This is a genomic window from Phycicoccus avicenniae (assembly GCF_050496545.1).
Taxonomy (GTDB): Bacteria; Actinomycetota; Actinomycetes; order Actinomycetales; family Dermatophilaceae; genus Phycicoccus; species Phycicoccus avicenniae_A.
The window spans coordinates 127,417-150,479 of the sequence record NZ_JBNVZV010000009.1; the positions used below are offsets into that span (position 1 = coordinate 127,417).

Consider the following 23,063-nt stretch of genomic DNA (forward strand, 5'->3'; position numbering starts at 1 on the left):
ACCCCGTGAACGCCGAGGACCTCCAGGACCTCGACGACGCCGCGCTCCTCGCGCGGCACGTCGCGGGGGACGGCGGGGTCGCCTTCGGTGAGCTCTTCCGCCGGCACCGCGACCGGATGTACGCCGTCGCGATGCGCACCACCGGCCGCCCCGAGCTCGCCGCCGACGCCGTCCAGGAGGCCTTCATCTCGGCCTTCCGCCGCGCCGAGGCCTACCGGGGCGAGGCCGCGGTGACCACCTGGCTGCACCGCATCGTCGTCAACGCCTGCCTCGACCGGTTGCGGCGCGAGAAGGTCTCGGTGCGCCGCGCCGGCGACCTCGGCGAACTCGACCTCCCCGACCACCACGACCGGCACGCCTCCACCGAGACCGCCCTCGTCGTCCGGGAGGCGCTCGCGCGGCTGCCCGAGGCGCAGCGTGCCGCGCTCGTCCTCGTCGACATGCACGGGGTGCCGGTCGCCGAGGCGGCGGTGGTCCTCGGGGTCGCCGAGGGCACCGTGAAGTCCCGGTGCTTCCGGGGCCGGGAGGCGCTCGCGGCGATGCTGCGCCCCCCACCGGCCTCGGCGGAGGACCACGTGGAACCGCAGGGGGCCTCGTGACGTCCCACCCCCGGTCGACGCCCTGCCCGGCCCCGACCCATCGCCACCGCACCATCGGCCGCCCCCGGCACGGCGGCCCCCGGAGGACCTCGTGAGCCACCCCCACGACGACACCGACCCGATCGAGCACGACCCCACGGGGATGCGTGCCCTGCTCGGGTCCCTCCCCGACCCCGGACCGATGCCCGCCGACCTCGTCGCCCGCATCGAGGCCGCCCTCGCCGACGAGGTGCGAGCCTCCTCCTCCCCCGTTGCGGCCCTCTCCGGTCCCCGGCCCTCGACCGGCGCCGAGGACCCCGCGGACGACGTCCCGGCCACGGTGGTCCCGCTGCCCGTCCGCCGCTCGCGCTGGCACCTGGTGGCGGTCGCGGCGGCGGTCGTCGGGGTGGTGGGGCTCGGGGGGCTCGTCGTCGAGACGGTGCGCCCGGGCGGGCTGACCGCGAGCCTGGGCGTCAGTGACGACTCCGGTGCCGCCTCGGCCGCCGGCGGTGCCGACACCGGGGCCGACCCCGGTGGCGAGCGCACGCTCCTCGCCGAGGACGGCAGCCTCGGCGTCGTGGTCCTCGGCGGCGACCGGCGCTACACGGTGGCCGGCCTCGTCGACGAGGTGCGGGCGACGCTCCCGTGGGACGGCACCGGCCGCAGACCGACCGGGTTCTCCGAGACCGCGCCCGACCAGGCACCCCAGCGCGAGGACGTGGCCGGCGCCCTCTCGACCGCCGCCGGCGCCCGCGCCTGCGCCGACGGCCTCGGGGTCCCCACCGACGACACGGTCGTCCTCGACCTGGCCATGGTCGACGACTCCCCCGCGGCCGTGCTGGTCGCCACCTCGGCGTCCGGCGAGCGTCGCGTCTGGGCGGTCTCACGCACCTGCACCGCGCAGGCCCCGGGCATCCTCGCCGGTCCCGAGCGGGTCGCCTGAGCCCTCCCGGTGCGGCCCTCCCGGCCGGTTCGCCGCTCCGGTGACCGACACCCGCCCGTCCCACCCGTACCGGGCGTCCCGCACCGGCGGGGCGAGGCGGCGGCGGGAACAGTGCGGCCCTAGGATCGGTTCCACGAATGCACCGCATGTTGCGGTCGCCACCCGCTCGCACCACAAGGGGATGTGTCCCGTGACCTCCGACGTCCGCAACGTCATCATCATCGGCTCCGGCCCGGCCGGCTGGACGGCCGCCGTGTACGCCGCCCGCGCCAACCTCGAACCGCTGGTCATCGAGGGGTCGGTCACCGCCGGCGGTGCCCTGATGAACACCACCGAGGTCGAGAACTTCCCCGGTTTCCGCGACGGCATCATGGGCCCGGACCTCATGGAGAACATGCGGGCGCAGGCCGAGCGGTTCGGCGCCGAGATCGTCACCGACGACGTCGAGCACGTCGAGCTCGACGGCGACGTCAAGCTGGTCCGCGACGGCTCGGGCACCGAGTACCGCGCGCGGGCCGTCATCCTCGCGATGGGGTCGGCCTACCGCGAGCTCGGGCTGCCCGACGAGAAGCGGCTCTCCGGCCACGGCGTCTCGTGGTGCGCCACCTGCGACGGCTTCTTCTTCCGCGACCAGGACATCGTCGTGGTCGGTGGCGGCGACTCGGCGATGGAGGAGGCCACCTTCCTCACGAAGTTCGCCCGGTCGGTCACCGTCGTCGTGCGCCGCGACCAGCTGCGCGCCAGCCGGATCATGGCCGAGCGCGCCGAGGCCAACGAGAAGATCCACTTCGCGTGGAACAGCGCCGTCGACGCCATCCACGGTGAGTCGAAGGTGTCCGGCGTGACCCTGCGCGACACCGTCACCGGCGAGACCCGTGAGCTGCCCGCCACCGGCCTCTTCGTCGCCATCGGGCACGACCCGCGCAACGAGCTCGTCAAGGGCCTGGTCGACCTCGACGCCGAGGGCTACGTCCTCACCGAGGGCCGGACCTCGAAGACCAACGTCGACGGCGTCTTCGCCTGCGGCGACCTCGTCGACCACACCTATCGGCAGGCCATCACCGCGGCCGGCTCCGGGTGCGCCGCCGCCCTGGACGCCGAGCGCTTCCTCGCCCACTGAGGCGCACGGGCGGCCGCTCCGAGGCCGCCCACGCCGCACCGGTGTCGGACCACTCCGGCACCATCGTCACCACCTCCCCCGACCCCACCACCACCCCGCCGCCCCGTCGGCGCACAGAGAGGAACCCCATGGGAGCCGTCAGCAAGACCACCGACGCCACGTTCGAGGCCGACGTCCTCAAGAGCGACAAGCCCGTCCTCGTCGACTTCTGGGCCGAGTGGTGCGGTCCGTGCCGCGCCGTCGCCCCGGTCCTCGAGGAGATCGCCCGCGACCACGGTGACAAGGTCGCGGTCGTCAAGCTCAACACCGACGAGAACCCGGACATCACCGGCAAGCTCGGCATCACGAGCATCCCCACGATGCACGTCTACCAGGGCGGCGAGATCGTCAAGACGATCATCGGCGCCCGTCCCAAGCCGGTCCTGCTCCGCGAGCTCGAGCAGTTCCTCGGCTGACCTGCGAACGCACGAGAACGGCCCCGGACCGCGTGGTCCGGGGCCGTTCTGCGTCGTGCAGGGGACACGAATCAGGTTCTGGGAGAACCGATCCGCTGCGCGCTGGCTACTCGGCCGGGGCCTCGCCACGCAGCCGCATGACATCCAGGATGCGGTTCAGGTCGTCGACGGAGGCGAACTCCACGGTCAGCCGCCCCTTCTTCTGGCCGAGGGCGATGCGCACCCGCGTCTCCAGCCGGTCCGACAGGTCGGCGGCGAGGTCGTCGAGCTGGGGACGGCGGGCTCCGGGGCGGGGCTTGGTGCGGCGGGCGGGGGTCTCGCCGTCGCCGAGCGCGACGATCTCCTCGACGCTGCGCACCGAGAGTCCCTCGGCGACGATGCGCTGGGCGAGGCGCTCCATCGCCGCGGCGTCCGGCAGGCCGAGCAGGGCGCGGGCGTGGCCGGCGCTCAGGACGCCGGCGGCGACCCGGCGGGCGACGAGCGGGGGCAGCCGCAGCAGGCGCAGGGTGTTCGAGATCTGCGGGCGGGACCGGCCGATGCGCCCGGCCAGCTCCTCCTGGGTGCAGCCGAAGTCGTCGAGGAGCTGCTGGTAGGCGGCCGCCTCCTCGAGCGGGTTCAGCTGGCTGCGGTGGAGGTTCTCCAGGAGGGCGTCCCGCAGGAGGTCGTCCTCCTCGGTCGAGCGCACGATGGCCGGGACGCTCTCCTTGCCGGCGGCGCGCGAGGCGCGCCAGCGGCGCTCGCCCATGATCAGCTCGTAACGCACCCCCGAGTCGCCGGAGGCGTCGGCCTCCGGGACCGGACGCACGACGACCGGCTGGAGGACGCCGATCTCGCGGATCGAGTGAACCAGCTCGGCGAGCTCGTCCTCGTCGAAGACCGTGCGCGGCTGGCGACGGTTCGGCTGGATCTCGTCGAGCGGGATCTCGGCGAAGCGCGCGCCGGGTACGGGGCGCAGGCCTTCGTCGTCGGGCGCCTCGCCGGTCTCCGGCGGCGTGGCGGCGGCCGACGTCTCCGTCGGGGTGCCGTCGGTCGCGTCCGGCGCAGCGCCGTCGCGGTCCTTGAAGAAGACGTCGACCGGCCGGTCCGAGGCCGGCTGGCTCGGGATGAGCGCCCCCAGTCCTCGGCCCAGCGCGCGGCGCTTCTCGCTCATGCGGTCTCCTCGGTGGTGGATCGGGCGGCTCCGCGCTCGGCCAGCTCGACGGCCGCCTCGAGGTAGGAGAGGGCGCCGCTGCTGTTGGGGTCGTACGTCATGACGGTCTGGCCGTGGCTGGGCGCCTCGGAGATGCGTACGGAGCGCGGCACCGTGGCGCGCAATGTCTGGGCGGAGAAGTGCTCACGCACTTCGTCGGCGACCTGCGCCGAGAGTCGCGTGCGTCCGTCGTACATCGTCAGGAGGATCGTCGAGACGTGCAGCGCGGGGTTGAGGTGGTTGCGGATCAGCTCGATGTTCTTGAGCAGCTGGCTCAGCCCCTCGAGCGCGTAGTACTCGCACTGGATGGGGATGAAGACCTCGTTCGCGGCGACGAACGCGTTCACCGTCAGCAGGCCGAGGCTCGGCGGGCAGTCGACGAGGACGTAGTCGAGCTGGTCCCCGGTCTCGCGGCGGTGCTCGACATAGGCCGAGACCGCCTTCTCGAGCCGGGTCTCGCGCGCCACGAGGGACACGAGCTCGATCTCGGCGCCGGCCAGGTCGATGGTGGCCGGGGCGCAGACGAGGCCCGGAAGGTCGGCGCACGGCTGGACGACCTCGGTGAGGTCGCGGCCGTCGACGAGGACGTCGTAGACGCTCGGCACCTCGGAGTGGTGGTCGATGCCCAGGGCGGTGCTGGCGTTCCCCTGCGGGTCGAGGTCGACGACGAGCACCGTGCTGCCGGCCTGGGCCAGAGCCGCGGCGATGTTGACGGTCGTCGTCGTCTTGCCCACGCCGCCCTTCTGGTTGGCGACCGTGAGCACGCGGGTCCGCGCGGGACGAGGGACGGTCCGACCGGTCAGCGTGATCCGCTTGCGGGCGTCGTCGGCCACGGCCTGCGCGAGCGGGGTGTTCCCGTCGGCTCCGGGGATGGATGCGGCGATGGCGGCTCGCTCCTCGCTGTCGTCCGAGGAGGCATCCTCGGTGGGGGTCGTCGGCGGTGCGCTCAGGGGCTCGCGGTCGGTGGGCGTCGGGGGGGCGTCGGGACGGGTCGTCGCAGTGTCGTCCACCTCGACGGCGTCGGTCGGCGTGTCGGCCTCGGAACCTGCGGGGCTCGCATCCTCGACAGCTCGTGTTTCACGTGAAACGACGTCCGGCCACCCGACCGCTGACGGCGTCGGCGACCCGCCCTGGGGGAAGCCGAGGCCGGGAGCGACGGTGCGTCGCTCCGGTACATCGAGCGTCGGAACCACCGCACACCTCCTGGACGAAACAGCCACCCTATCCAACCCCACCACCCCTCGACACGCCAAAGCGAGAGGCTGTGGACAACGTGGGGACGACGCGACGTCGCTCGTGGGTGTGCGGGACGTTCCACGTGAAACATCGTGCGTAACACAGCGGTTTTGCGTCGGTCCAGGTCGCGGGGCGGCGCGCTGACGGGCGGTGGAAAACCTGTGGACGGCGCAGCGGCTGTGCGGGGCACATCCCTTGCCGCGGAACCGCCACGAGACGGCGGCGATGCGCAGGGCGAGCCGGAGCAACGACCCTCCCCCGGACTTCCCGGCCACCCCCGGGCGCACTCCCGGCCGACGAGCCGCCGAGCGCCCGGGTCCGACGCTCACGCCTCACGCCGTCAGCCGTCCACGTGCAGCGGGGCCGTGACCGGAAGGGTGCCGCACTGCGCCCCTGATCGGCCCTCTCCGAGTCGCTCGGTCCTCGGTCGGCGGACCACGGGTACGCCCACGACAGCTCGTCCGGCGGGCGCCGAATGCGACCACCCGGGGGGCTGCCTCGTAGGGCGCCGAGGGCCCACCTCCCGGACGGTCGCCGAGCCGCAGCGCCGATGAGCCCCGCCGACGACGACATTTAGCGAGGGCGAGACCCACCTCGCCTCCGGTCCCCTGGTGCCGTGCCGCGCGGAGGGCGATCGGGCCGACGGTCAGCCGCTGGGCGCGCGCCCCCTGCCTCGGCCGGCGTCGGCAGCGACCTGGTCCCTCCGCGCCCTGACCGCAGGTCGGCGAGCCACCGCTGATCCCTACCGGCCGCCGGGAGACGGACCGACGTCACTCCCTCGAGACCGGAAGGGCCTCGAAGGCTCCGGACCTGGGCCCCCCTCCGCCCCTACCGACACCTCACCGGCGTGACCTCGACGTCCGCTCGGTGACCGGTCCAGTGGGGCGTCGGACACCGATCGAGGGCGCGTGAACCCGCTCCTCGTTTCACGTGAAACATGACGTGGCAGTCGGCTCCACGGGGCCGACCACCACGTGGCGGATGTCGCCCTCAGGGGGCCGCGGGACCACGTGCTTGGGAGAGGGGTCGGACGAGACGCGCTTTGCCCGGAGTCAGGCGGTGGGACGTCCCGTTCCCCGACGAGGTCATCGTCCGGGTCGGGCTGGTCGGATGCACCTGACCCCCGGTCGCGCGTGGGTCCCCGTCGCGAGGCGCGAGGCGCGAGGCGCATGGTGGACGCATGCCTTGACGTTTCACGTGAAACGAACGGTGGACGGTCGAGCTGAGGGCCGGTCCGTCCTGCGGCCGGTGGAGGGCTGCGAAACCGCCCGGCGACAGCGAGCCGCCGTCGGCCTGCTCGTCGGGCAGAGCGTCGGGTCAGCCGCGCTTCCCGCCACGGCCGGATCGCTGCCCGGACCGAGAGCGTCCACGCGGGGACCCGGCCCTCGGACGCGCCGCGGATCCTTCTGCCCGGTCCAGATCGACGGTCAGCACCGGCTCGTCGAGCACGGCGCCACCGTGGGCGGTCACCCGGCCGGCCGTGAGGCCGGCGCGGGCCAAGGACCGTGCGGTTTCGGCCAGCTCCTCGGCGGCCGTCCGCCCCTTCATCGCGACGAGCGTTCCGCCCTCGTCGAGCAGGGGCACACACCACCGGGCGAGCTTGTCGAGCCGGGCGACCGCCCGAGCCGTCACCCACGGTGCCGACACCGAGCCGGCGACCTCCTCGGCGCGGCCCCGGTGGACCGTCACGTTGTGGAGCCCCAGGCCGTCGACGACCCCGGCGAGCCAGGTGGTCCGACGCAGCATCGGCTCCACGAGGTGGACGGTCAGGTCCGGGCGGGCGATCGCCAGCGCGACACCCGGAAGGCCTGCGCCGGAGCCGACGTCGACGAGGGAGGCGTGCAACGGAAAGGCGTCCTCGATCACGGCGCAGTTGAGGACGTGCCGCTCCCAGAGCCGCGGTACCTCGCGCGGGCCGATGAGCCCGTGGCTCACCCCGGTGTCCGCGAGGATCGCCACGAACCGCTCCGCGAGCTCGACGCGCTCCCCGAACACCGCGGCCGCACCCGTGGGTGCGGCCGGCGGCGTCAACGGGGCGTCCCCGTCGTGTTTCACGTGAAACGCGTCCTCAGGAGCGGCTGATGACGACGTGGCGGCGGGGTTCGGACCCCTCGGACTCCGACACCAGACCGGCGGCCAGCACCTCGTCATGGACGACCTTGCGCTCGAACGCGGTCATCGGCTCGAGGGCCGCGGCGTCACCGGAGGCCTTCACCTCGGCGATGGCCTTCTGGGCGAGCGTGACGAGCGCGGCACGGCGCTCGGCACGGTGGCCGGCGACGTCGAGCATGAGGCGGCTGCGCTCACCGGTCTCGGCCTGGACGGCGAGCCGGGTCAGCTCCTGGAGGGCCTCGAGCACCTGCCCGTCCTGGCCGACGAGCCGGCGCGGCACGCGCCCCTCATCGCTGTCGACGAGGGCCACCGCGGCACGGTCACCATCGATGTCGACATCGAGGTCACCATCGAGGTCACAGATGTCCAGGAGGGTCTCGAGGAAGTCGGCCGCGACCTCGCCCTCGCGCTCCAGCTGGGCGCGCCGGCCCGAGCGACGCGACGCGGTCGGCTCCTCGCCGTCCTCGCCGCTCTCGGACGAGTCGTCGTCCGTCGACGCGGTGTCGGTGGCAGGGGTCTCGCTCGTGTCGGTCGCGACGTCGTCCTGGGAGGCGTCCGGGGTGGTCGCCTCCGGGGTCTCGGCGTCGGTGGTGGGCTCGAGGGCCTCGGTGGTGTCGGTCGGGTTCTCGCTCATGGGTGCTCCAGGTGGGAGACGGGACAGGACTGGGGAGGGGGTGCGCCGCCGGGACGGCGCGGGGCGTCAGCCGGTGGAGCCGGTGGGCTTCCCGCCGGGCTTCCCGCCGGCGTTCTTGGCGCGCTTCTTGGACTTGGGCTGGACCCGCTGGCCGCTCTTGGTGGCGTCCTCGGCCGACTCGGTCGCGTCCGCGCCGCTGGTCACGGCCGCCGCCGCACCCGGCACCGGCTTGCCCTTGCGCTTGAGCCGCTCGTGGTACGCCCGCTCAGCGGCGGACCCCGGCGCCGGCATGCGCCGGATCACGTAGAACTGCTGGGTCATCGACCACACGTTGGTGGTGAACCAGTAGATGAGGACACCGATCGGGAAGTTGACACCGGAGACGGCGAAGATGACCGGGAAGATGTAGAGCAGGAGCTTCTGCTGCTTGGCGAACGGGCTGTCCAGGGCGGACTGCGGCATGTTCTTCGTCATCAGCTGGCGCTGCGTGAGGAACGTCGTCGCCGACATGAGGATGATGAGGACGACGGTGACGACCTGGGTGGCCGTGTTGTTGGCCCGCAGGAACGAGTCCGACAGCTGCGCACCGAAGATCGAAGCCGACTCGGCCTGAGCCGCAACGGTTTTCGTGATCGGACCGATCTGTTCCTTCTTGCCGGTGGAGATGTCCTGGAGGCCGTTGAGCACCCGGAACAGGCCGAAGAAGAACGGTGACTGGACGAGGATCGGGAGGCACGAGCTGAAGGGGTTGGTCCCCTCCTTCTTGTACAGCTCCATCGTCTCCTGGGTCATCGCCTGGCGGGACTCGGGATCGGTCTTGCCCTTGTACTTCTTCTGGATCTTCTGCAGCTCGGGCTGGATCAGCTGCATCTTGCGCGATGCCTTGATCTGCTTGACGAACAGCGGGATCATCAGCGCCCGCATGACGATGACGAGGCCGACGATGGACAGCGCCCAGGTGATGCCGGCGGCCTCCGGCAGGCCGAGGGTCGTGAAGACCTGGTGGAAGCCGTACATGATCCAGGCCACGAGCCACTCGATCGGGGCCAGGATGCTGTTGAACAGGTCGCCCATGGTGTCCTTCGCTGGGCCGGCTCAGCCGGCGGGTGGTGTCACGTCGGTGACGGTGGTCGGTGGTCAGGGGTGGGCCGGCGATGCCGGTCCGGGGTGTGCCTCGCGCGGCTCGTACGGCTTCGGGCCGGTGGTGCCCGGGATCGGGCGGCCGGTGGCGGGGTCGCGGTCGGGCACGTGGTCGACGCCGCCGGGGGTCCACGGGTGGCAGCGCCCGAGCCGCGCGGCCGCCATCCAGGTGCCGCGTAGCGGGCCGAACCGCTCGATGGCGGTCACCGCGTAGGCCGAGCACGACGGGTAGTACCGGCAGGTCGGCGGGCGCATCGGGCTGACGAACCGCTGGTAGCCCCGGATCAGCAGGAGCAGCGGTGCCGCGAGCAGGCGCCCGACGCTCATCCTGCACCTCCGACCCGAGCGATCACCTTGTGCCACAACGCGTCGAGGGTCGCTCCGAGTTCCGCGGAGGACGCCATCCCGGCCGGCGGGTTGGCCCGGACCACGAGGTCGACCCCGGCCGGGGCCAGGGCCAGCCGTGGAGCGACGAGCGCCCGCAGCCGCCGCTTGGTGCGGTTGCGCACGACGGCGTTGCCGACGGCCTTCGACACGACGAAACCGACCCGCGGCGGGCATCCCGCACGCGTGTCGGTTCGTCTGGCGTGGACCACGAGGAGTCTCGAGCCGGCCCGGGTGCTCCCGGGACCGCGGAGCGCCGACGCGAACTCCGCCCGCTCGCGCAGACGGTTCGGCGCCGGCAGCACCGACCGGCCTCAGGCCGAGAGCTCTGCGCGGCCCTTGCGACGCCGGGCGGCGAGGATGGCGCGGCCGGCGCGGGTGCGCATCCGCAGACGGAAGCCGTGCGTCTTGGCGCGACGGCGGTTGTTCGGCTGGAAGGTCCGCTTGCTCACGATGTGTCTCTTTCGCGGGTGGCGGGCCGGATGGCCCGGGGGTCGGGGGGGCGGCCTGGTCGGCTGCAGTCGGAGACCCACGGTCCACGCTCGCGCGCGAGCCATGGGCATGCGAAAACAGCCGACGAACAGGCTGCTCCACGGTACCCGAGGCGCCGCTCGCCGACCAAACCCGAGGCCGGGTATCCACAGGGTGGGTGAACCCTCTACCATCGCACGGAGCATCGGGCGGGCAGCGGAACGACACACGGCTGACCCCGGGTCGCGCCGTCCCCACAGCCTGTGGACAACGGTGTGGACGACCCACCCGCGGCTGCGTCACCGACGGCGCGAGACGAGAACCCAAGGGCATCGGAAGGACGGGGACGCAGTGCCGGACGCGACGATGACCCAGGTGTGGCGGTCGACCCTGGAGGCGCTCGACGAGGACGGCATCCCCGTCCAGCAGCGGGCCTTCCTCTCCCTCGCCCGCCTGGTCGGCCTCCTCGACGACACCGCCCTCATCGCGGTGCCGAACGACTTCACCAAGGACATCGTCGAGACCCGGCTGCGCGAGCGCGTCACCCAGACCCTCGGCGAGCGGCTCGGGCGCGACGTGCGGCTGGCCGTCACCGTCGACCCGACCCTGGGCGAGATCGCCGAACCGGGTACCGAGAACGGCGCCGACCACCTCGACGACGGTCACGACGCGCGCGCCGCCGACCGCCGCCAGCAGATCGACGACCTCCAGCTCGACGACGACAGCGACGGCGCCGGTAGCGCGGGCTCCTCGTCGGTCCCCGACCTCGTCGAGGTCCCCGGGATGCGCCGCCCCCGGCCGGGCACCCAGGTCCCCGAGCAGGTCGAGCTGACCCGGCTGAACCCGAAGTACACCTTCGACACCTTCGTCATCGGCGCGAGCAACCGCTTCGCCCACGCGGCGGCCGTCGCGGTCGCCGAGCAGCCGGCCAAGGCCTACAACCCGCTGTTCGTCTACGGGGACTCCGGGCTGGGCAAGACCCACCTGCTGCACGCCATCGGGCACTACGCGCGCAACCTCTTCCCCCACGTCAAGGTGCGCTACGTGAACTCCGAGGAGTTCACGAACGACTTCATCAACAGCATCCGCGACGACAAGGCCGCCAACTTCCAGCGCCGCTACCGCGACGTCGACGTGCTGCTCATCGACGACATCCAGTTCCTCCAGGGCAAGGTGCAGACCCAGGAGGAGTTCTTCCACACGTTCAACACCCTCCACAACGCGAGCAAGCAGGTCGTCATCACCAGCGACGTGCCGCCCAAGCTGCTCACCGGGTTCGAGGCGCGGATGCGCAGCCGGTTCGAGATGGGCCTGCTGACCGACGTCCAGCCGCCCGACCTCGAGACCCGTATCGCGATCCTGCGCAAGAAGGCCATCCAGGAGCGGCTCAGCGTCCCCGACGACGTCCACGAGTTCATCGCCTCGCGCATCTCGACCAACATCCGCGAGCTCGAGGGCGCCCTCATCCGGGTCACGGCCTTCGCCAGCCTGAACCGCCAGCCGGTCGACATGAGCCTGGCCGAGATCGTCCTGCGCGACCTCATCCCCGACGACTCCACCAGCCAGGTGACGCCGGCGACGATCATCGCCCAGACAGCCGCCTACTTCGGGCTGACCATCGAGGACCTCCAGGGCCAGTCGCGCTCGCGCGTCCTCGTCACGGCCCGCCAGATCGCGATGTACCTCTGCCGCGAGCTGACCGAGATGTCGCTGCCGAAGATCGGCCAGCAGTTCGGCGGCCGTGACCACACGACCGTCATGCACGCGGAGAAGAAGATCCGCCAGCTGATGGCCGAGCGCCGCGCCATCTACAACCAGGTCACCGAGCTGACCAACCGGATCAAGCAGCAGTCCCGCTGACCCACCCCCCTCTCTGGCTCCCCCTCGCGGGTCGAGCCGTCCTCCGGCGACCCCGCCGGCGCCCGCCCTCCGCAGGATCCGTCCACGGCAACGATCCGCTCGTCCCGAGGTCGTCCACAGGTTGTCCACACCCGGTGTACAACCCTTGTCGAAGGCACCCGCGCAACCGTTCCCGCACGGTTGGGCCCGCCACGGCTCGACAGGGTTCCGACCTGCAGCGCGGGCGGCCGTCCACCGGTGGGGACGACCCTGTGGATGCCCTCGGCGCCCTCGCCACGGACACCGATGTCGACGGGACGGTTGTCCACAGGGCCTGTGGACGACTGTGGACGACGGGCGCCGGGCCGTGGACGGTGCCCGACGCATCGGTGGACGCGCTGTGAACGCCCGATGGCCGTCAACATGCGCGGGCGCTCGCTCCCCCGCCCGTCCACGACGCGTCCACACCCGGGCTCGCCGCCGTGACCTGCACGGACTCCTCGTCGTCCACAGGATCCACAGCTCCTACCACCACGACGAGATCCAGAGATGACAGGGTCCACCCCGACCAGGGCCCTGCTGCGACATCCATCCACGAGCTGCACCCGACAGGCCTCGACCCGGACCCGCGGACCGATGGTGGCGCGCCCGTGACGTGCACTAGTGTCAGGGTCCCGTCCGCCCCGGGGTCGCGCGCCGTGCGCGCCGGGCCGACGGTGACGATCTTCCGAAGCACGACCAGGCGCGGACTCCCCCGCGCCGGATAGGGCGGTAAGCCGTGAAGTTCCGCGTCGAGCGCGACGTCCTGGCCGAGGCGGTCACCTGGGTGGCCCGTGGGCTGCCCGCGCGCCCGCCCGTGCCGGTCCTCGCCGGCATCCTCCTCGAGGCCTCCGACGACGGCACCCTCACCCTCAGCGCCTTCGACTACGAGGTCTCGGCCCGGGTCACCGTCGCCGCCGAGGTCAGCGAGGCCGGCACGGTGCTCGTGCTCGGCCGGCTGCTCGCAGACATCTCGCGCAACCTGCCGGCCCGTCCCATCGACCTGGCCACCGAGGGCAACAAGGTCCAGGTCACCTGTGGCGCCTCGCGCTTCAGCCTGCTGATGATGCCCTCCGACGACTACCCGACCCTGCCGTCCTCCCCCGAGCCCACCGGCACGGTCGACGGCCACCTCTTCACCCAGGCCGTCGCGCAGGTCTCGGTCGCGGCCGACCGCGGCGACACCCTGCCGATCCTCACCGGCGTGCGCGTCGAGGTCGAGGGCGACCGGATGACCCTGCTGGCCACCGACCGCTACCGCCTCGCGATGCGCGAGCTGACGTGGAACCCCACCGCCACCGACGCCAGCCACGTCGTGCTCATCCCGGCCCGCACCCTCTCCGAGACCGCACGCAGCCTCGGCGCGAGCGGCTCGATCGACGTCGCTCTCGGGGCCACCGCCGGCGGTGACGGGCTCGTGGGCTTCGAGGCCGGCCGCCGCCGCACCACCACTCGCCTGCTCGACGGCGAGTACCCGAAGGTCTCCTCGATCTTCCCCACGACCTCCGACACCGAGGCCGTCGTGCGCACCGCCGACCTCGTCGAGGCCGTCAAGCGCGTCGCGCTCGTCGCCGAGCGCAACACCCCCGTCCGGCTGCGCTTCGCCGAGGGCCAGGTGGCCATCGAGGCCGGGACCGGTGACGACGCCCAGGCGTCCGAGGCGGTCGAGTGCACGCTCACCGGCCCCGAGGTCGAGATCGCCTTCAACCCCACCTACCTGCTCGACGGGCTCGGCGCCGTCGGCACCGACTGGTCGCGGGTGTCCTTCACCCAGCCGTCCCGCCCGGCTGTCCTCTCCGGCCAGGAGAGCGCCGACGGCGAGGCCGACACCTCGTACCGGTACGTCCTGATGCCGGTGCGCTTCGCCTCCTGAGGGGCGGGCACCCCTCCGCGGCAGCGGTGCGCGGGCGTAGCCTGCGGACGAGTCCCCCGGACACCTCGACGAAGGAGCACGGCATGCAGCTCGGACTGGTCGGCCTCGGCAAGATGGGCGGCAACATGCGCGAGCGGCTGCGCCGCGCCGGCCACGAGGTCGTCGGGTACGACCGCAACAAGGCCGTCTCGGACGCGCGCTCGCTCGCCGACATGGTCAAGAAGCTCGAGGGCCCGCGCGTCGTCTGGGTGATGGTCCCCCACGGCGCGCCGACCCGTGACACCGTCACCAAGCTCGCCGGGCTGCTGGACAAGGGCGACCTCGTCATCGACGGCGGAAACAGCAAGTTCACCGAGGACTTCGAGAACGAGAAGCTGCTGCGCGCCCAGGGCATCGGCTACCTCGACTGCGGTGTCTCCGGCGGCATCTGGGGGCTCGAGAACGGCTACGGCCTGATGGTCGGCGGCTCCGCGGCCAACGTCCGCAAGGCGATGCCGATCTTCGACGCGCTGCGACCCGAGGGTCCGCGCGACGAGGGCTTCGTGCACGCCGGCAAGGTCGGCGCCGGGCACTACACGAAGATGGTGCACAACGGCATCGAGTACGGCCTGATGCACGCGTACGCCGAGGGCTACGAGCTGCTCGAGAAGAAGGACATCGTCGAGAACGTCCCCGGGGCGTTCAAGGCCTGGAGCCGCGGCACGGTCGTCCGCTCCTGGCTGCTCGACCTGATGGTCAAGGCGCTCGAGGAGAACCCGGGCCTGCAGGACGTCTCGGACTACACCTCCGACTCCGGCGAGGGTCGCTGGACCGTCGAGGAGGCCCTCGAGCTCTCGGTGCCCATGCCCGTCATCTCCGCCTCGCTCTTCGCCCGGTTCGCGTCGCGCCAGCAGACCTCCCCCACGATGCAGGCCGTCGCCGCGCTGCGCGGCCAGTTCGGCGGGCACCAGGTGATGACCGTCGCCGAGGGCCAGCAGCTGCGCGACGAGGCCGCCTCCGGACCGGCCAGCGCCGACGAGGCCAAGGCCAAGGCCGGCCGCAAGGAGAAGAAGCCGGCCAAGAAGGCCGCCGCCAAGAAGGCCGCGTCCGCCGCCACGGCCGGTCCGGCCTCGCCCGGTCGCTCGGCCTCCGGCGCCGGAGCCGCCCGCAAGCGCGCCGCGAAGAAGGCCTGACGGCTCAGTCGACGCGGGTCGTCCGCAGGTCCCAGGTGACCGACACCGGGGTCCCGAGCGAGCCGTCGGCGTTCTGCGGGACGAACGTCTCGGTCACGGTGCGCATCGTGAACGACACGAGGTCCACCGGCCACCCTCCGCTCGTGCTCACCTCGTAGCCCGTCACGAGGACGTCGGTCAGCCCGAGCGTCAGGGCCTCGACCGGGTGCTCGCCGCCCCGCAGGACGTGGATCGCCGCCTGCTGCACGTGGCGACCGGTCACGAGGTGGCGCAGCAGCCGTGGCGACGCGGACGAGGTGAGCGCGGCGACGCGTACCTCTCCGGCCACCGGGCGACCCACCCCGGCCCCGCCGTGCCCACCGCCTCCGGCGCCGGTCGGCGTCGCGCGCACCGACCAGTCGAACGCGAGGAGGTCCAGGGAGCCGGGGAACTGCGTGCTCGTCGAGTCGCCGGGGATGCCGTCGAGGGTCAGGTGGATGTCGAGGTGCTCGGACGCGGTCGCGCCCCCGGGCAGGACGAGCCCGCCGCCGAGGAGGTCGGCCGGGGTGGTGGGACTGGTCATCGGGGCTCCTGGGGGCAGGCCTGCGCACCGGTGGGTCCGGTGCGCTTCACCCGGTGAGGAGGCGCGCCCCGGCGGCGCTGATACCGCCGCCGGCCGCGCACTAGTCTCGGGGGGTGTTCGTCCGGCACCTCTCCCTCGGGGACTTCCGTAGCTACGAGCGGGCCGAGCTCCCGCTCGAGCCGGGTGTGACGACCCTCGTGGGGCTGAACGGCCAGGGGAAGACCAACCTCGTCGAGGCGGTCGGCTACCTCGCCTCGCTCTCCTCGCACCGGGTGGCCACCGATGCCCCGCTCGTGCGCTTCGGGGCCGAACGCGCGATCGTGCGCGGCGCCGTGGTGCGTGACGGTCGCGAGACGATGCTCGAGCTCGAGCTGACCCCAGGGCGGGCCAACCGGGCCCGGCTCAACCGCTCGCCGGTGCGCCCGCGCGAGGTGCTGGGGACGTTGCGCACCGTGCTCTTCGCGCCGGAGGACCTCGCCCTCGTCAAGGGCGACCCCGGCGAGCGCCGGCGCTTCCTCGACGACCTGCTCGTGGCCCGCCAGCCGCGCTGGGCCGGGGTGCGCCAGGAGTACGACCGGGTCGTCAAGCAGCGCTCGGCCCTGCTGAAGTCGGCCCAGCCGTACCTGTCCCGGCGGGCGCGGGGGCGTCGTCCGAGGCCCGGTGCCGAGACGCTCGACCCGGCCTCCGAGAGCGCATCGGCCCTGCACACCCTCTCGGTGTGGGACGCCCAGCTGGCCGGGGTCGGCTCCCAGCTGCTCTACGCCCGGCTGCGGCTGCTGCGCGACCTCGGTCCGTACCTCGCCAAGGCCTACGACGAGGTGAGCAACGGCCAGTCCGACGCCCGGGTCGCCTACCGGTCCTCGCTGCGTGAGGCGACGGCGGCGCGCATCGCGGCCGGTGAGGTGCCCGAGGTCGCCGAGCTGCACGACGAGGTCCTGGCGTCGTTGGCCGAGGTCCGGGACCAGGAGGTCGAGCGCGGCGTCTGCCTCGTCGGCCCGCACCGTGACGACGTGCTCCTCTCCCTCGGTGAGCTGCCCGCCAAGGGTTACGCGAGCCACGGCGAGTCGTGGTCCTTCGCGCTGGGGCTGCGCCTCGCGGCGTTCCAGCTGCTGCGCACCGACCTCGGTGACGACCCCGTGCTCGTCCTCGACGACGTCTTCGCCGAGCTGGACTCCGGCCGGCGGGAACGGCTCGCTGCGATGGTCGCCGACGCCGAGCAGGTGCTCGTGACCGCGGCCGTGCCCGAGGACGTGCCGGCGTCGCTGACCGGCCGCACCGTGCCCGTCGTGCTCGGCTCGGTCGGGGCGCCCCCGCCGGATGCGGTGAGCGAGCCGGCCGAGCGGGCCGAGCCGGGCGAGCCGACGGACCCGGCCGGCGAGCCCGACGAGCCTGACCAGCCCGGTGACCCCGACCTGCCCGGCGAGGAGGCCCCCGGTGCCGACGCCTCCTGAGCCCCCGCCCCCACGAACCCCACGGGTATCGGGTGACCCGGTACCGCCGCGCTCCACCCCGGAACCGTTCCCGGGGGAAGCGCGTGGTTCCGGGGTGCAGGACGTCCCGGATGGCCTGCCACTCGAGCCGGTGGGCGAGCCCGAGCTCGACACGGGAGGGGACGACGCCGTGGGGGACGCCGACCTCGCGACCGGTGAGGCGCTCGCGCGTGCCCGGGCCCGGGCACGCGCCAAGGGGCTGCGGCCGGGCCTGAAGCCCCGCCGCCGGGCCAAGGACCTGCCCGAGGGGCGGCGCCGCGACGGCGGGCGCGACCCGCAGCTGCTCGGCGACCAGATCGACCGGTTCGTCACCGACCGCGGCTGGGGCTCGGACGTGGCCGTCGGCTCGGTCATCGGCCGGTGGCCGGGCATCGTCGGCGACGAGGTCGCCGCCCACTGCCAACCCACGGACTTCGTCGACGGCGTCCTCACCGTCCGCGCCGACTCCACGGCCTGGGCGACGCAGCTGCGGCTGCTCGAGTCGTCCCTGATGGCCCGGCTCGCCGAGGAGGTCGGGGAGGGGACCGTCGCCGAGCTCCGGGTGGTCGGTCCCAGCGCGCCGCCGTGGTCGCGCGGCCGGCACCGGGTGCAGGACGGCCGCGGCCCCCGCGACACCTACGGCTGACCCCACCTCCGTCCCGACTTATTGCCCATCTGCCACCTCGACAGGCCCGAATCCGGCGCCTCGAGGTGGCACATGGGCAATCAGTCGGGATGGGGGGAGCGCAGGAGGGACAGGACGAGGCGCAGCTGGTGCTCGAGGAGCGCGCCGGGGTCGTCGAAGGTGTCCCGGCCGTACTGCCCGAAGACCTCGAGGCTGGTCCCGCCGACGAGCACCGCCCACAGCGTCATCGCCCGCCCCAGGACGTCGGGGCCCGCCTCCAGCCCGGTCTCGGTCGCCACGCGCTCGAGGTCCGCGACGAGCCGGGCATCCGCCACCGGCACCGGGCCGGCGCCCCGGACGTCCCCGGCCCGCACCGCCTCGTCGACCAGCCGGGCGAGCGTGAGGACCACCCGCGTACCGGGCTCGACGGTGCGCTCGGCCGGTGCCTCGTACCCGGGAACAGGACTGCCGTAGAGGAGGGCATACCGCGACGGCTCTCGAACCGCCCACTCCCGGAACGCTTCTCCTGCCTCGACGACCCGCTCGTCCCACGGTCGGTGGGCCACCCGCTCGACGGCGGCATCGACGGTGTCGGCCTGTTCGGTGTACGCGTCGACGAGGAGCAGGGTCAGCAGGTCGTCGCGGTTGGCCACGTACCGGTACACCGCCGACGACACCATCCCGAGGTCCCGGGTCACGCCACGCAGCGACAGGCCGGCAGCCCCCTCGTCGGCCAGGTGCTGCCGTCCGATCTCGACGATGCGGGTTTCGACGGCACGGCGACGTTCGGCGCGGTTGGTCACGCAGGCCATCCAACCACAAACGAGAGCAGTGCTCTTGACAAGACGATGCGGGAGCACGCACACTCGTCGAAACGAGAGCAGTGCTCACAAATCGAGGAGAGCCCGATGACCACCCCGTCCCCCAGCCCCGACCCGGCGACCCGCTACGTCCGCCCCACCGAGCGGATGGACCGCTGGTTCAACGCCTCGGTCCGCTGGCTCACCGAGCACGGCGTCAGCCTCCTCGGCTCGCGGGTGCTCACGGTGCGCGGCCGCCGCTCGGGCCTGCCCCGCAGCACGCCGGTCAACCTGCTGGTCCACGATGGTGAGCGCTACCTGGTCGCCCCGCGCGGCAACACCGAGTGGGTGCGCAACGTCCGCGCGGCCGGGGAGGCCGAGCTGCGCGTCGGCCGGCGCGTCGAGCGTGTCCGCCTCACCGAGCTGCCGGCCGGGGAGCGTCCCGTCGTCCTGCGCGTGTACCTGCGCCGGTGGGGGTGGGAGGTGGGCCGCTTCGTCGAGGGCCTGACCAAGGCCTCCTCGGAGGACCAGCTCGCGGCCGCCGCACCCGGCTTCCCGGTCTTCCGGCTCGCCCCCGCAGCCTGAGCACGGGGTGGTCCTCGGGGCCCGGCTAGGGTCGAGGGCGTGGATGCCGACCCCGCCGCCCCCCTGGTCACCCGCTCCGACGATGACCGCATCGCGGTGCTCACCCTGGACTCCCCGGCCAACCGCAACGCCCTGTCGCGCCGGTTCGTCGCCGAGCTCGCGGCGCACCTCCAGGCCGTCGCGCACGACGACGCGCTGCACGGGGTCCTGCTGCGCTCGAGCCACCGGGTCTTCTGCGCCGGAGCCGACCTCAAGGAGGCGGCGACGGTCGACATGACCCGCACGGCGCGCGACCTCGTCGCCCTCCAGCGCCGCATCGCCACTCTGGCGGTCCCGGTCGTCGTCCGGCTCGACGGGCCGGTGCGCGCCGGCGGGCTGGGCATCGTCGCGGCCGCGGACGTCGTCGTCTGCCGCGACGACGTGTCCTTCGCGCTCACCGAGGTCCGCCTGGGACTCGCAGCGGCCGCCATCTCGATTCCGTTGCGGCACAGGCTCACCCAGCGCGCGGCATCCGACTGGTTCCTCACCGGGCGCACCTTCACGGCGGCCGAGGCCCGCGAGGGCGGCCTCGTCACGCACGTCGTGGAGGAGGCCGGGATGGACGCCGCCGTCGGAACCGTGCTCGACGACCTGCGTGGCGGCACGCGCCAGGGCCTCGTCGCCGCCAAGCGGCTGCTCGGCAGCGACCTCGTCGCCTCCTTCGACGCCGACGGCGAGTCGATGGCCCGCCGCTCCGGCGAGCTCTTCGCCTCCCCGCTCGCCCAGGAGCGGATGGCCGCGGCGCTGCGTCGCTGACCGGTCGCGCCGGGTCGCGGCTGTCGGTGGGCAGGGGCATCGTGGAGGGATGACGACCTCTCCCGCCTGCTGCTCCATCGTCCCGCCCTACCTGCTGGCCGCGCTCGCGTCCTCCGACGACGAGCACCTGGCGGCCCGAGCGCAGGGCACGCTGCGGGTCGACGAGGAGCTGCGCCGCGGCCGGGTCACCGCCGAGGCACGCCCGGGGGGCCGCACGGCCACCCCGGCCGCGGAGCCGGGCACCACCGGTCCGCAGCGCACCATCCACGACGCGCAGGGCGGCACCGACCTGCCGGGTACGCAGGTGCGGGCCGAAGGCGATCCGGCCACCGCCGACGAGGCCGTCACGCAGGCCTACGACGGCCTCGGCGCCACCTGGCAGCTGTGGTGGGAGGCGTACGAGCGCAACTCGCTCGACGGCAAGGGGCTCCCGCTCGTCGCCACGGTCCACTACGGGCAGGACTACGACAACGCGTTCTGGGACGGCACCCAGATGGTCTTCGGCGACGGTGACGGCGTTGTCTTCCTCGGGTTCACCCGCAGCCTCGACGTCATCGGGCACGAGCTCGCGCACGGCGTCACGCAGTACACGGCCGGCCTGAACTACCAGGGCCAGTCGGGCGCGCTCAACGAGTCGGTGTCCGACGTCTTCGGCGTGCTCGTCAAGCAGCACTCGCTCGGCCAGTCCGCCGGCGACGCCGACTGGCTCATCGGGGCCGACCTCCTGGCGCCGGGCGTCAAGGGGGTCGCGCTGCGCTCGATGGCCGCCCCCGGCACGGCCTACGACGACCCCCGCCTCGGCAAGGACCCGCAGCCGGCGCACATGGACGACTACGTCGAGACCGCCGACGACAACGGCGGCGTGCACATCAACTCCGGCATCCCGAACAAGGCCTTCCACGACCTCGCCGTCGCGCTCGGCGGCAACGCCTGGGAGGTGGCCGGGCGCATCTGGTACGACACCGTGACCGGCGAGATCAGCGCCGACTGCGACTTCGCGACGTTCGCCGGGCTCACCGTCGCCGCGGCCACCGCGCGCCACGGCGAGGGCTCGGCGGAGGCCGAGGCCGTGCGCACCGCCTGGTCCGGCGTCGGCGTGACGGCCGGCTCGAGCGCACCGGGCGACGGCGGCACGGCCACCCCGCCGGCCGACCCCGGCACACCCACCGACCCCGGCACCCCGGCCCCCGCGCCCGGCACCGAGGTCGCGGTCCGCCGCACCGGGGGCTTCGCCGGCCGCACCCGCGAGCGCACCGTCACCCTCGGCGAGCTGCCGGACGACGACGGCCGGGCCTGGCAGTCGCTGCTCGCCACCGACCGTCTCCAGGGCCTGGCCGCCGCGACGGACCGCGAGTACCCGGACGCCTACTGCTACGGCGTGCGCTGTGCTGCCCCGGAGGTCGACGTCACCGTCCCCGAGCCGGTGCTCGACGGCGACGTCCGCGACCTGTTCGAGCGCACGCTGCGGGGCCCGGACCTCGCCTGAGGCTCCCCGGCCGAGCGGGGGACGGCGCCGCAGGACAGTCGGCGGGTGCTGCGCCGGACGCACCGGGACGCCCCGCCGGACGGACGGGGCACCGCATCGCCCATTCGGACCGACTCCCCCGCCGAGGAGCGGAGCAGGGAGTCCACGGTGCACGGAAACCGTCGTCACGCAGGCACGCTGCAAGGGATCCCACCCCTTGTGGCCGCGACCCGGCCGCCCGTCGGAATCGGAGCCAGCCTGTGCGCAGCCCCGTCGCCGGCCCCCCGGCCGACAACACCCCCCACCCCCCGGGGTCGAACCGCGTCCCCCGCCTCCCCGGGGCCACCGGCTCCCGGGCGCACGTCCGCGAGCTGCTGGCCAGCGCGCTGGTCGGCATCGAGGCGCGTCGCCGCGTCGACCCGCAGCACGCCGGTCGCGTGCGCGTCACCTCGGCGCGAGGAGGCGGCCCGCTCGTCGTGCGCGACGACGGCGTCGGGTTCACGGCCCAGGAGGTCCGCTGGATCTCGGCCACGCCGGACCAGCTCCACCACGGGCCGGTCCGCGAGGGCATGCGCCGCTACGAGACCGCCCTGATGGCCTGCTTCGCCGTCGCCGACGTCGTCGAGCTGTGGACCCGCTCCGCGCTCCTGCCCGGCGCCCCGACGATGCGATGGGTCGGCGTGGCCGACGGCACCGTCCGCGTGACCCTCGCCGACGAGCCCCTGGACACCCCCGGCACCGAGATCCGGCTGCACCCCCGCGCCGCGACCCGCTCCTGGTGCACCCCCGAGACCACCCTCGAGCACGTCCTCGACAGCGCCGACCAGCTCCCCGTGGCCGTCGAGGTCGACGGGGTCGAGGTCTCCGGTGGCACCACCGTCTGGGAGCGCAGCCGCGAGGAGCAGACCGAGTGGTTCCGTCAGCGCCTCGGCATCGACCCCCTCGTCGTCCTCCCGCTCGAGACCTCCGTCGGACGGGTGCGTGCCGTCGCCGCGGTGCCGGCCTACCGCACGATGCCGGGCCACCGCAGCGCCCACCGGCACTACGCCGACGGCGTGCTGCTCGCCGAGGGGCCCAGCGACCTGGTCCCCGCCTGGGCGACGTTCTGCCACGTCGTCGTCGACGACGGGCGGGACATCCTGACCGACCCCGCGCTCGACGACGCCGCGGTCGGCGAGCGCATCGGCCGCGCGCTGCTGGCCCGCCTCATCCTGCTCGGCGCCGAGCGGCCGGACCTGTTCGGCGAGATCGTGGCGCTGCACGGCCCGGCCCTGCTGCGCCACGCCGCCGACGACCGCGACCTGCTCGACCTCGTCCGCTCGACCGTCCCGCTGCCGACCACCCTCGGTGACCGGACCATCGACCGGCTCGGAGAGGACCTCGGCGTGGTGCCGTTCACCGACGACCCGTGCATCTGGGCAGCCCTGCGCGACAGGGCCACCCGCGACGAGGTGCTCGTCGTCAACGCCACCGACCCGCACGTGGCGGCGCTGCTCGCGGGCCTCGACGGCTTCGCGCGGCTGCGCAGCACCGACCTCGTCGCCCTCGGTATCGCCTCCTGACCCCCGGAGCGGACC

23 protein-coding genes are annotated in these 23,063 nt (G+C 73.5%); 13 read left to right on the forward strand and 10 right to left on the reverse strand.

The genetic code is table 11. The features are described from left to right. The first annotated feature begins 5 nt into the window (after positions 1–5). The 4 genes from sigM to trxA all read left to right on the forward strand — a co-directional run bounded on the left by sigM (position 6) and on the right by trxA (position 3,096). Entirely contained in the window at positions 6–599 is a 594-nt protein-coding gene (gene sigM, locus ACQZ2A_RS09995; protein ID WP_430210260.1) for an RNA polymerase sigma factor SigM, read from the forward strand. A gap of 91 nt (positions 600–690) precedes the next feature. Next, positions 691–1,521 carry a hypothetical protein gene (locus tag ACQZ2A_RS10000; RefSeq protein WP_430210263.1) on the forward strand — a complete coding sequence of 277 codons (831 nt, stop codon included), beginning with the start codon at positions 691–693 and terminating at the stop codon, positions 1,519–1,521. Positions 1,522–1,702: 181 nt separating this feature from the next. After that, positions 1,703–2,641 (forward strand): thioredoxin-disulfide reductase, encoded by a 939-nt coding sequence (gene trxB, locus ACQZ2A_RS10005; protein WP_166123528.1) that lies wholly within the window; start codon positions 1,703–1,705, stop codon positions 2,639–2,641. Between the two features lie 128 nt (positions 2,642–2,769). Further along, positions 2,770–3,096, forward strand: coding sequence for a thioredoxin (trxA, locus tag ACQZ2A_RS10010; protein ID WP_204131715.1), 327 nt, complete (start codon positions 2,770–2,772; stop codon positions 3,094–3,096). A gap of 106 nt (positions 3,097–3,202) precedes the next feature. On the opposite strand, the gene ACQZ2A_RS10015 is transcribed toward trxA, so the two are convergent. The 8 genes from ACQZ2A_RS10015 to rpmH all read right to left on the reverse strand — a co-directional run bounded on the left by ACQZ2A_RS10015 (position 3,203) and on the right by rpmH (position 10,243). Beyond that, positions 3,203–4,246, reverse strand: a complete 1,044-nt coding sequence (locus tag ACQZ2A_RS10015; protein WP_430210267.1) for a ParB/RepB/Spo0J family partition protein — start codon at positions 4,244–4,246, stop codon at positions 3,203–3,205. Beyond that, entirely contained in the window at positions 4,243–5,295 is a 1,053-nt protein-coding gene (locus ACQZ2A_RS10020) for a ParA family protein (RefSeq protein ID WP_430210270.1), read from the reverse strand. Before ACQZ2A_RS10020 ends, ACQZ2A_RS10015 begins: the two co-directional genes overlap by 4 nt. Positions 5,296–6,838: 1,543 nt before the next feature. Continuing rightward, positions 6,839–7,576, reverse strand: coding sequence for a 16S rRNA (guanine(527)-N(7))-methyltransferase RsmG (gene rsmG, locus ACQZ2A_RS10025; RefSeq protein WP_430210273.1), 738 nt, complete (start codon positions 7,574–7,576; stop codon positions 6,839–6,841). Positions 7,577–7,589: 13 nt separating this feature from the next. Continuing rightward, positions 7,590–8,267, reverse strand: coding sequence for a protein jag (locus ACQZ2A_RS10030; RefSeq protein WP_430210276.1), 678 nt, complete (start codon positions 8,265–8,267; stop codon positions 7,590–7,592). Positions 8,268–8,333: 66 nt separating this feature from the next. Then, the gene (yidC, locus tag ACQZ2A_RS10035) at positions 8,334–9,341 is read right to left on the reverse strand and encodes a membrane protein insertase YidC (protein ID WP_430210279.1); all 1,008 of its coding nucleotides are present in this window, start codon (positions 9,339–9,341) and stop codon (positions 8,334–8,336) included. Positions 9,342–9,404: 63 nt separating this feature from the next. After that, the gene (gene yidD, locus ACQZ2A_RS10040; RefSeq protein ID WP_430210282.1) at positions 9,405–9,734 is read right to left on the reverse strand and encodes a membrane protein insertion efficiency factor YidD; all 330 of its coding nucleotides are present in this window, start codon (positions 9,732–9,734) and stop codon (positions 9,405–9,407) included. Beyond that, on the reverse strand, positions 9,731–10,096 hold the full coding sequence (gene rnpA, locus ACQZ2A_RS10045; protein WP_430210284.1) for a ribonuclease P protein component: 366 nt from the start codon (positions 10,094–10,096) through the stop codon (positions 9,731–9,733). The genes yidD and rnpA overlap by 4 nt, the downstream gene beginning before the upstream one ends. Before the next feature lie 9 nt (positions 10,097–10,105). After that, positions 10,106–10,243 (reverse strand): 50S ribosomal protein L34, encoded by a 138-nt coding sequence (gene rpmH / locus ACQZ2A_RS10050; RefSeq protein WP_010849920.1) that lies wholly within the window; start codon positions 10,241–10,243, stop codon positions 10,106–10,108. 385 nt (positions 10,244–10,628) lie between these two features. Here rpmH and dnaA point away from each other — a divergent pair, with 385 nt between their 5' ends. The 3 genes from dnaA to gnd all read left to right on the forward strand — a co-directional run bounded on the left by dnaA (position 10,629) and on the right by gnd (position 15,185). Next, positions 10,629–12,122 carry a chromosomal replication initiator protein DnaA gene (gene dnaA / locus ACQZ2A_RS10055; RefSeq protein WP_430210326.1) on the forward strand — a complete coding sequence of 498 codons (1,494 nt, stop codon included), beginning with the start codon at positions 10,629–10,631 and terminating at the stop codon, positions 12,120–12,122. 757 nt (positions 12,123–12,879) lie between these two features. After that, positions 12,880–14,013, forward strand: a complete 1,134-nt coding sequence (gene dnaN, locus ACQZ2A_RS10060; protein ID WP_430210290.1) for a DNA polymerase III subunit beta — start codon at positions 12,880–12,882, stop codon at positions 14,011–14,013. Between the two features lie 41 nt (positions 14,014–14,054). Next, entirely contained in the window at positions 14,055–15,185 is a 1,131-nt protein-coding gene (gene gnd / locus ACQZ2A_RS10065) for a phosphogluconate dehydrogenase (NAD(+)-dependent, decarboxylating) (RefSeq protein WP_430210328.1), read from the forward strand. A 4-nt stretch (positions 15,186–15,189) separates the two neighbouring features. On the opposite strand, the gene ACQZ2A_RS10070 is transcribed toward gnd, so the two are convergent. Continuing rightward, on the reverse strand, positions 15,190–15,747 hold the full coding sequence (locus ACQZ2A_RS10070) for an Hcp family type VI secretion system effector (RefSeq protein WP_430210293.1): 558 nt from the start codon (positions 15,745–15,747) through the stop codon (positions 15,190–15,192). Positions 15,748–15,860: 113 nt separating this feature from the next. Between ACQZ2A_RS10070 and recF the strand changes: the two genes are divergently transcribed. Both recF and ACQZ2A_RS10080 read left to right on the forward strand, forming a co-directional pair. Then, positions 15,861–17,198, forward strand: coding sequence for a DNA replication/repair protein RecF (recF, locus tag ACQZ2A_RS10075; RefSeq protein WP_430210296.1), 1,338 nt, complete (start codon positions 15,861–15,863; stop codon positions 17,196–17,198). Between the two features lie 130 nt (positions 17,199–17,328). Next, on the forward strand, positions 17,329–17,862 hold the full coding sequence (locus tag ACQZ2A_RS10080) for a DUF721 domain-containing protein (protein WP_430210297.1): 534 nt from the start codon (positions 17,329–17,331) through the stop codon (positions 17,860–17,862). An 80-nt stretch (positions 17,863–17,942) separates the two neighbouring features. Here the strand turns inward: ACQZ2A_RS10080 and ACQZ2A_RS10085 are convergent, their stop codons facing one another. Beyond that, a complete protein-coding gene (locus ACQZ2A_RS10085) occupies positions 17,943–18,644 on the reverse strand; it encodes a TetR/AcrR family transcriptional regulator (protein ID WP_430210300.1) in 702 nt (233 codons plus the stop codon). A gap of 105 nt (positions 18,645–18,749) precedes the next feature. On the opposite strand from ACQZ2A_RS10085, the gene ACQZ2A_RS10090 reads away from it, so the two are divergent. The 4 genes from ACQZ2A_RS10090 (at position 18,750) to ACQZ2A_RS10105 (ending at position 23,048) form a co-directional block, all read left to right on the forward strand. Next, positions 18,750–19,226 (forward strand): nitroreductase family deazaflavin-dependent oxidoreductase, encoded by a 477-nt coding sequence (locus ACQZ2A_RS10090; RefSeq protein ID WP_430210302.1) that lies wholly within the window; start codon positions 18,750–18,752, stop codon positions 19,224–19,226. A 39-nt stretch (positions 19,227–19,265) separates the two neighbouring features. Further along, the gene (locus ACQZ2A_RS10095; protein WP_430210305.1) at positions 19,266–20,021 is read left to right on the forward strand and encodes an enoyl-CoA hydratase-related protein; all 756 of its coding nucleotides are present in this window, start codon (positions 19,266–19,268) and stop codon (positions 20,019–20,021) included. 49 nt (positions 20,022–20,070) lie between these two features. Then, positions 20,071–21,507 carry a protealysin inhibitor emfourin gene (locus ACQZ2A_RS10100; RefSeq protein ID WP_430210307.1) on the forward strand — a complete coding sequence of 479 codons (1,437 nt, stop codon included), beginning with the start codon at positions 20,071–20,073 and terminating at the stop codon, positions 21,505–21,507. Positions 21,508–21,746: 239 nt separating this feature from the next. Next, complete coding sequence (locus ACQZ2A_RS10105; protein ID WP_430210309.1) at positions 21,747–23,048, forward strand: hypothetical protein; 1,302 nt, start codon at positions 21,747–21,749, stop codon at positions 23,046–23,048. Positions 23,049–23,063: the final 15 nt, after the last annotated feature.

Bases quoted from the DNA above. Each gene is read 5' to 3' on its own strand.
- trxB (WP_166123528.1), top strand. From the start codon at position 1,703: ATGTGTCCCGTGACCTCCGACGTCCGCAACGTCATCATCATCGGCTCC.
- ACQZ2A_RS10100 (WP_430210307.1), top strand. From the start codon at position 20,071: ATGACGACCTCTCCCGCCTGCTGCTCCATCGTCCCGCCCTACCTGCTG.
- trxA (WP_204131715.1), top strand. From the start codon at position 2,770: ATGGGAGCCGTCAGCAAGACCACCGACGCCACGTTCGAGGCCGACGTC.
- ACQZ2A_RS10090 (WP_430210302.1), top strand. From the start codon at position 18,750: ATGACCACCCCGTCCCCCAGCCCCGACCCGGCGACCCGCTACGTCCGC.
- yidD (WP_430210282.1), bottom strand. From the start codon at position 9,734: ATGAGCGTCGGGCGCCTGCTCGCGGCACCGCTGCTCCTGCTGATCCGG.
- ACQZ2A_RS10015 (WP_430210267.1), bottom strand. From the start codon at position 4,246: ATGAGCGAGAAGCGCCGCGCGCTGGGCCGAGGACTGGGGGCGCTCATC.
- yidC (WP_430210279.1), bottom strand. From the start codon at position 9,341: ATGGGCGACCTGTTCAACAGCATCCTGGCCCCGATCGAGTGGCTCGTG.
- ACQZ2A_RS10070 (WP_430210293.1), bottom strand. From the start codon at position 15,747: ATGACCAGTCCCACCACCCCGGCCGACCTCCTCGGCGGCGGGCTCGTC.
- ACQZ2A_RS10030 (WP_430210276.1), bottom strand. From the start codon at position 8,267: ATGAGCGAGAACCCGACCGACACCACCGAGGCCCTCGAGCCCACCACC.
- dnaA (WP_430210326.1), top strand. From the start codon at position 10,629: ATGACCCAGGTGTGGCGGTCGACCCTGGAGGCGCTCGACGAGGACGGC.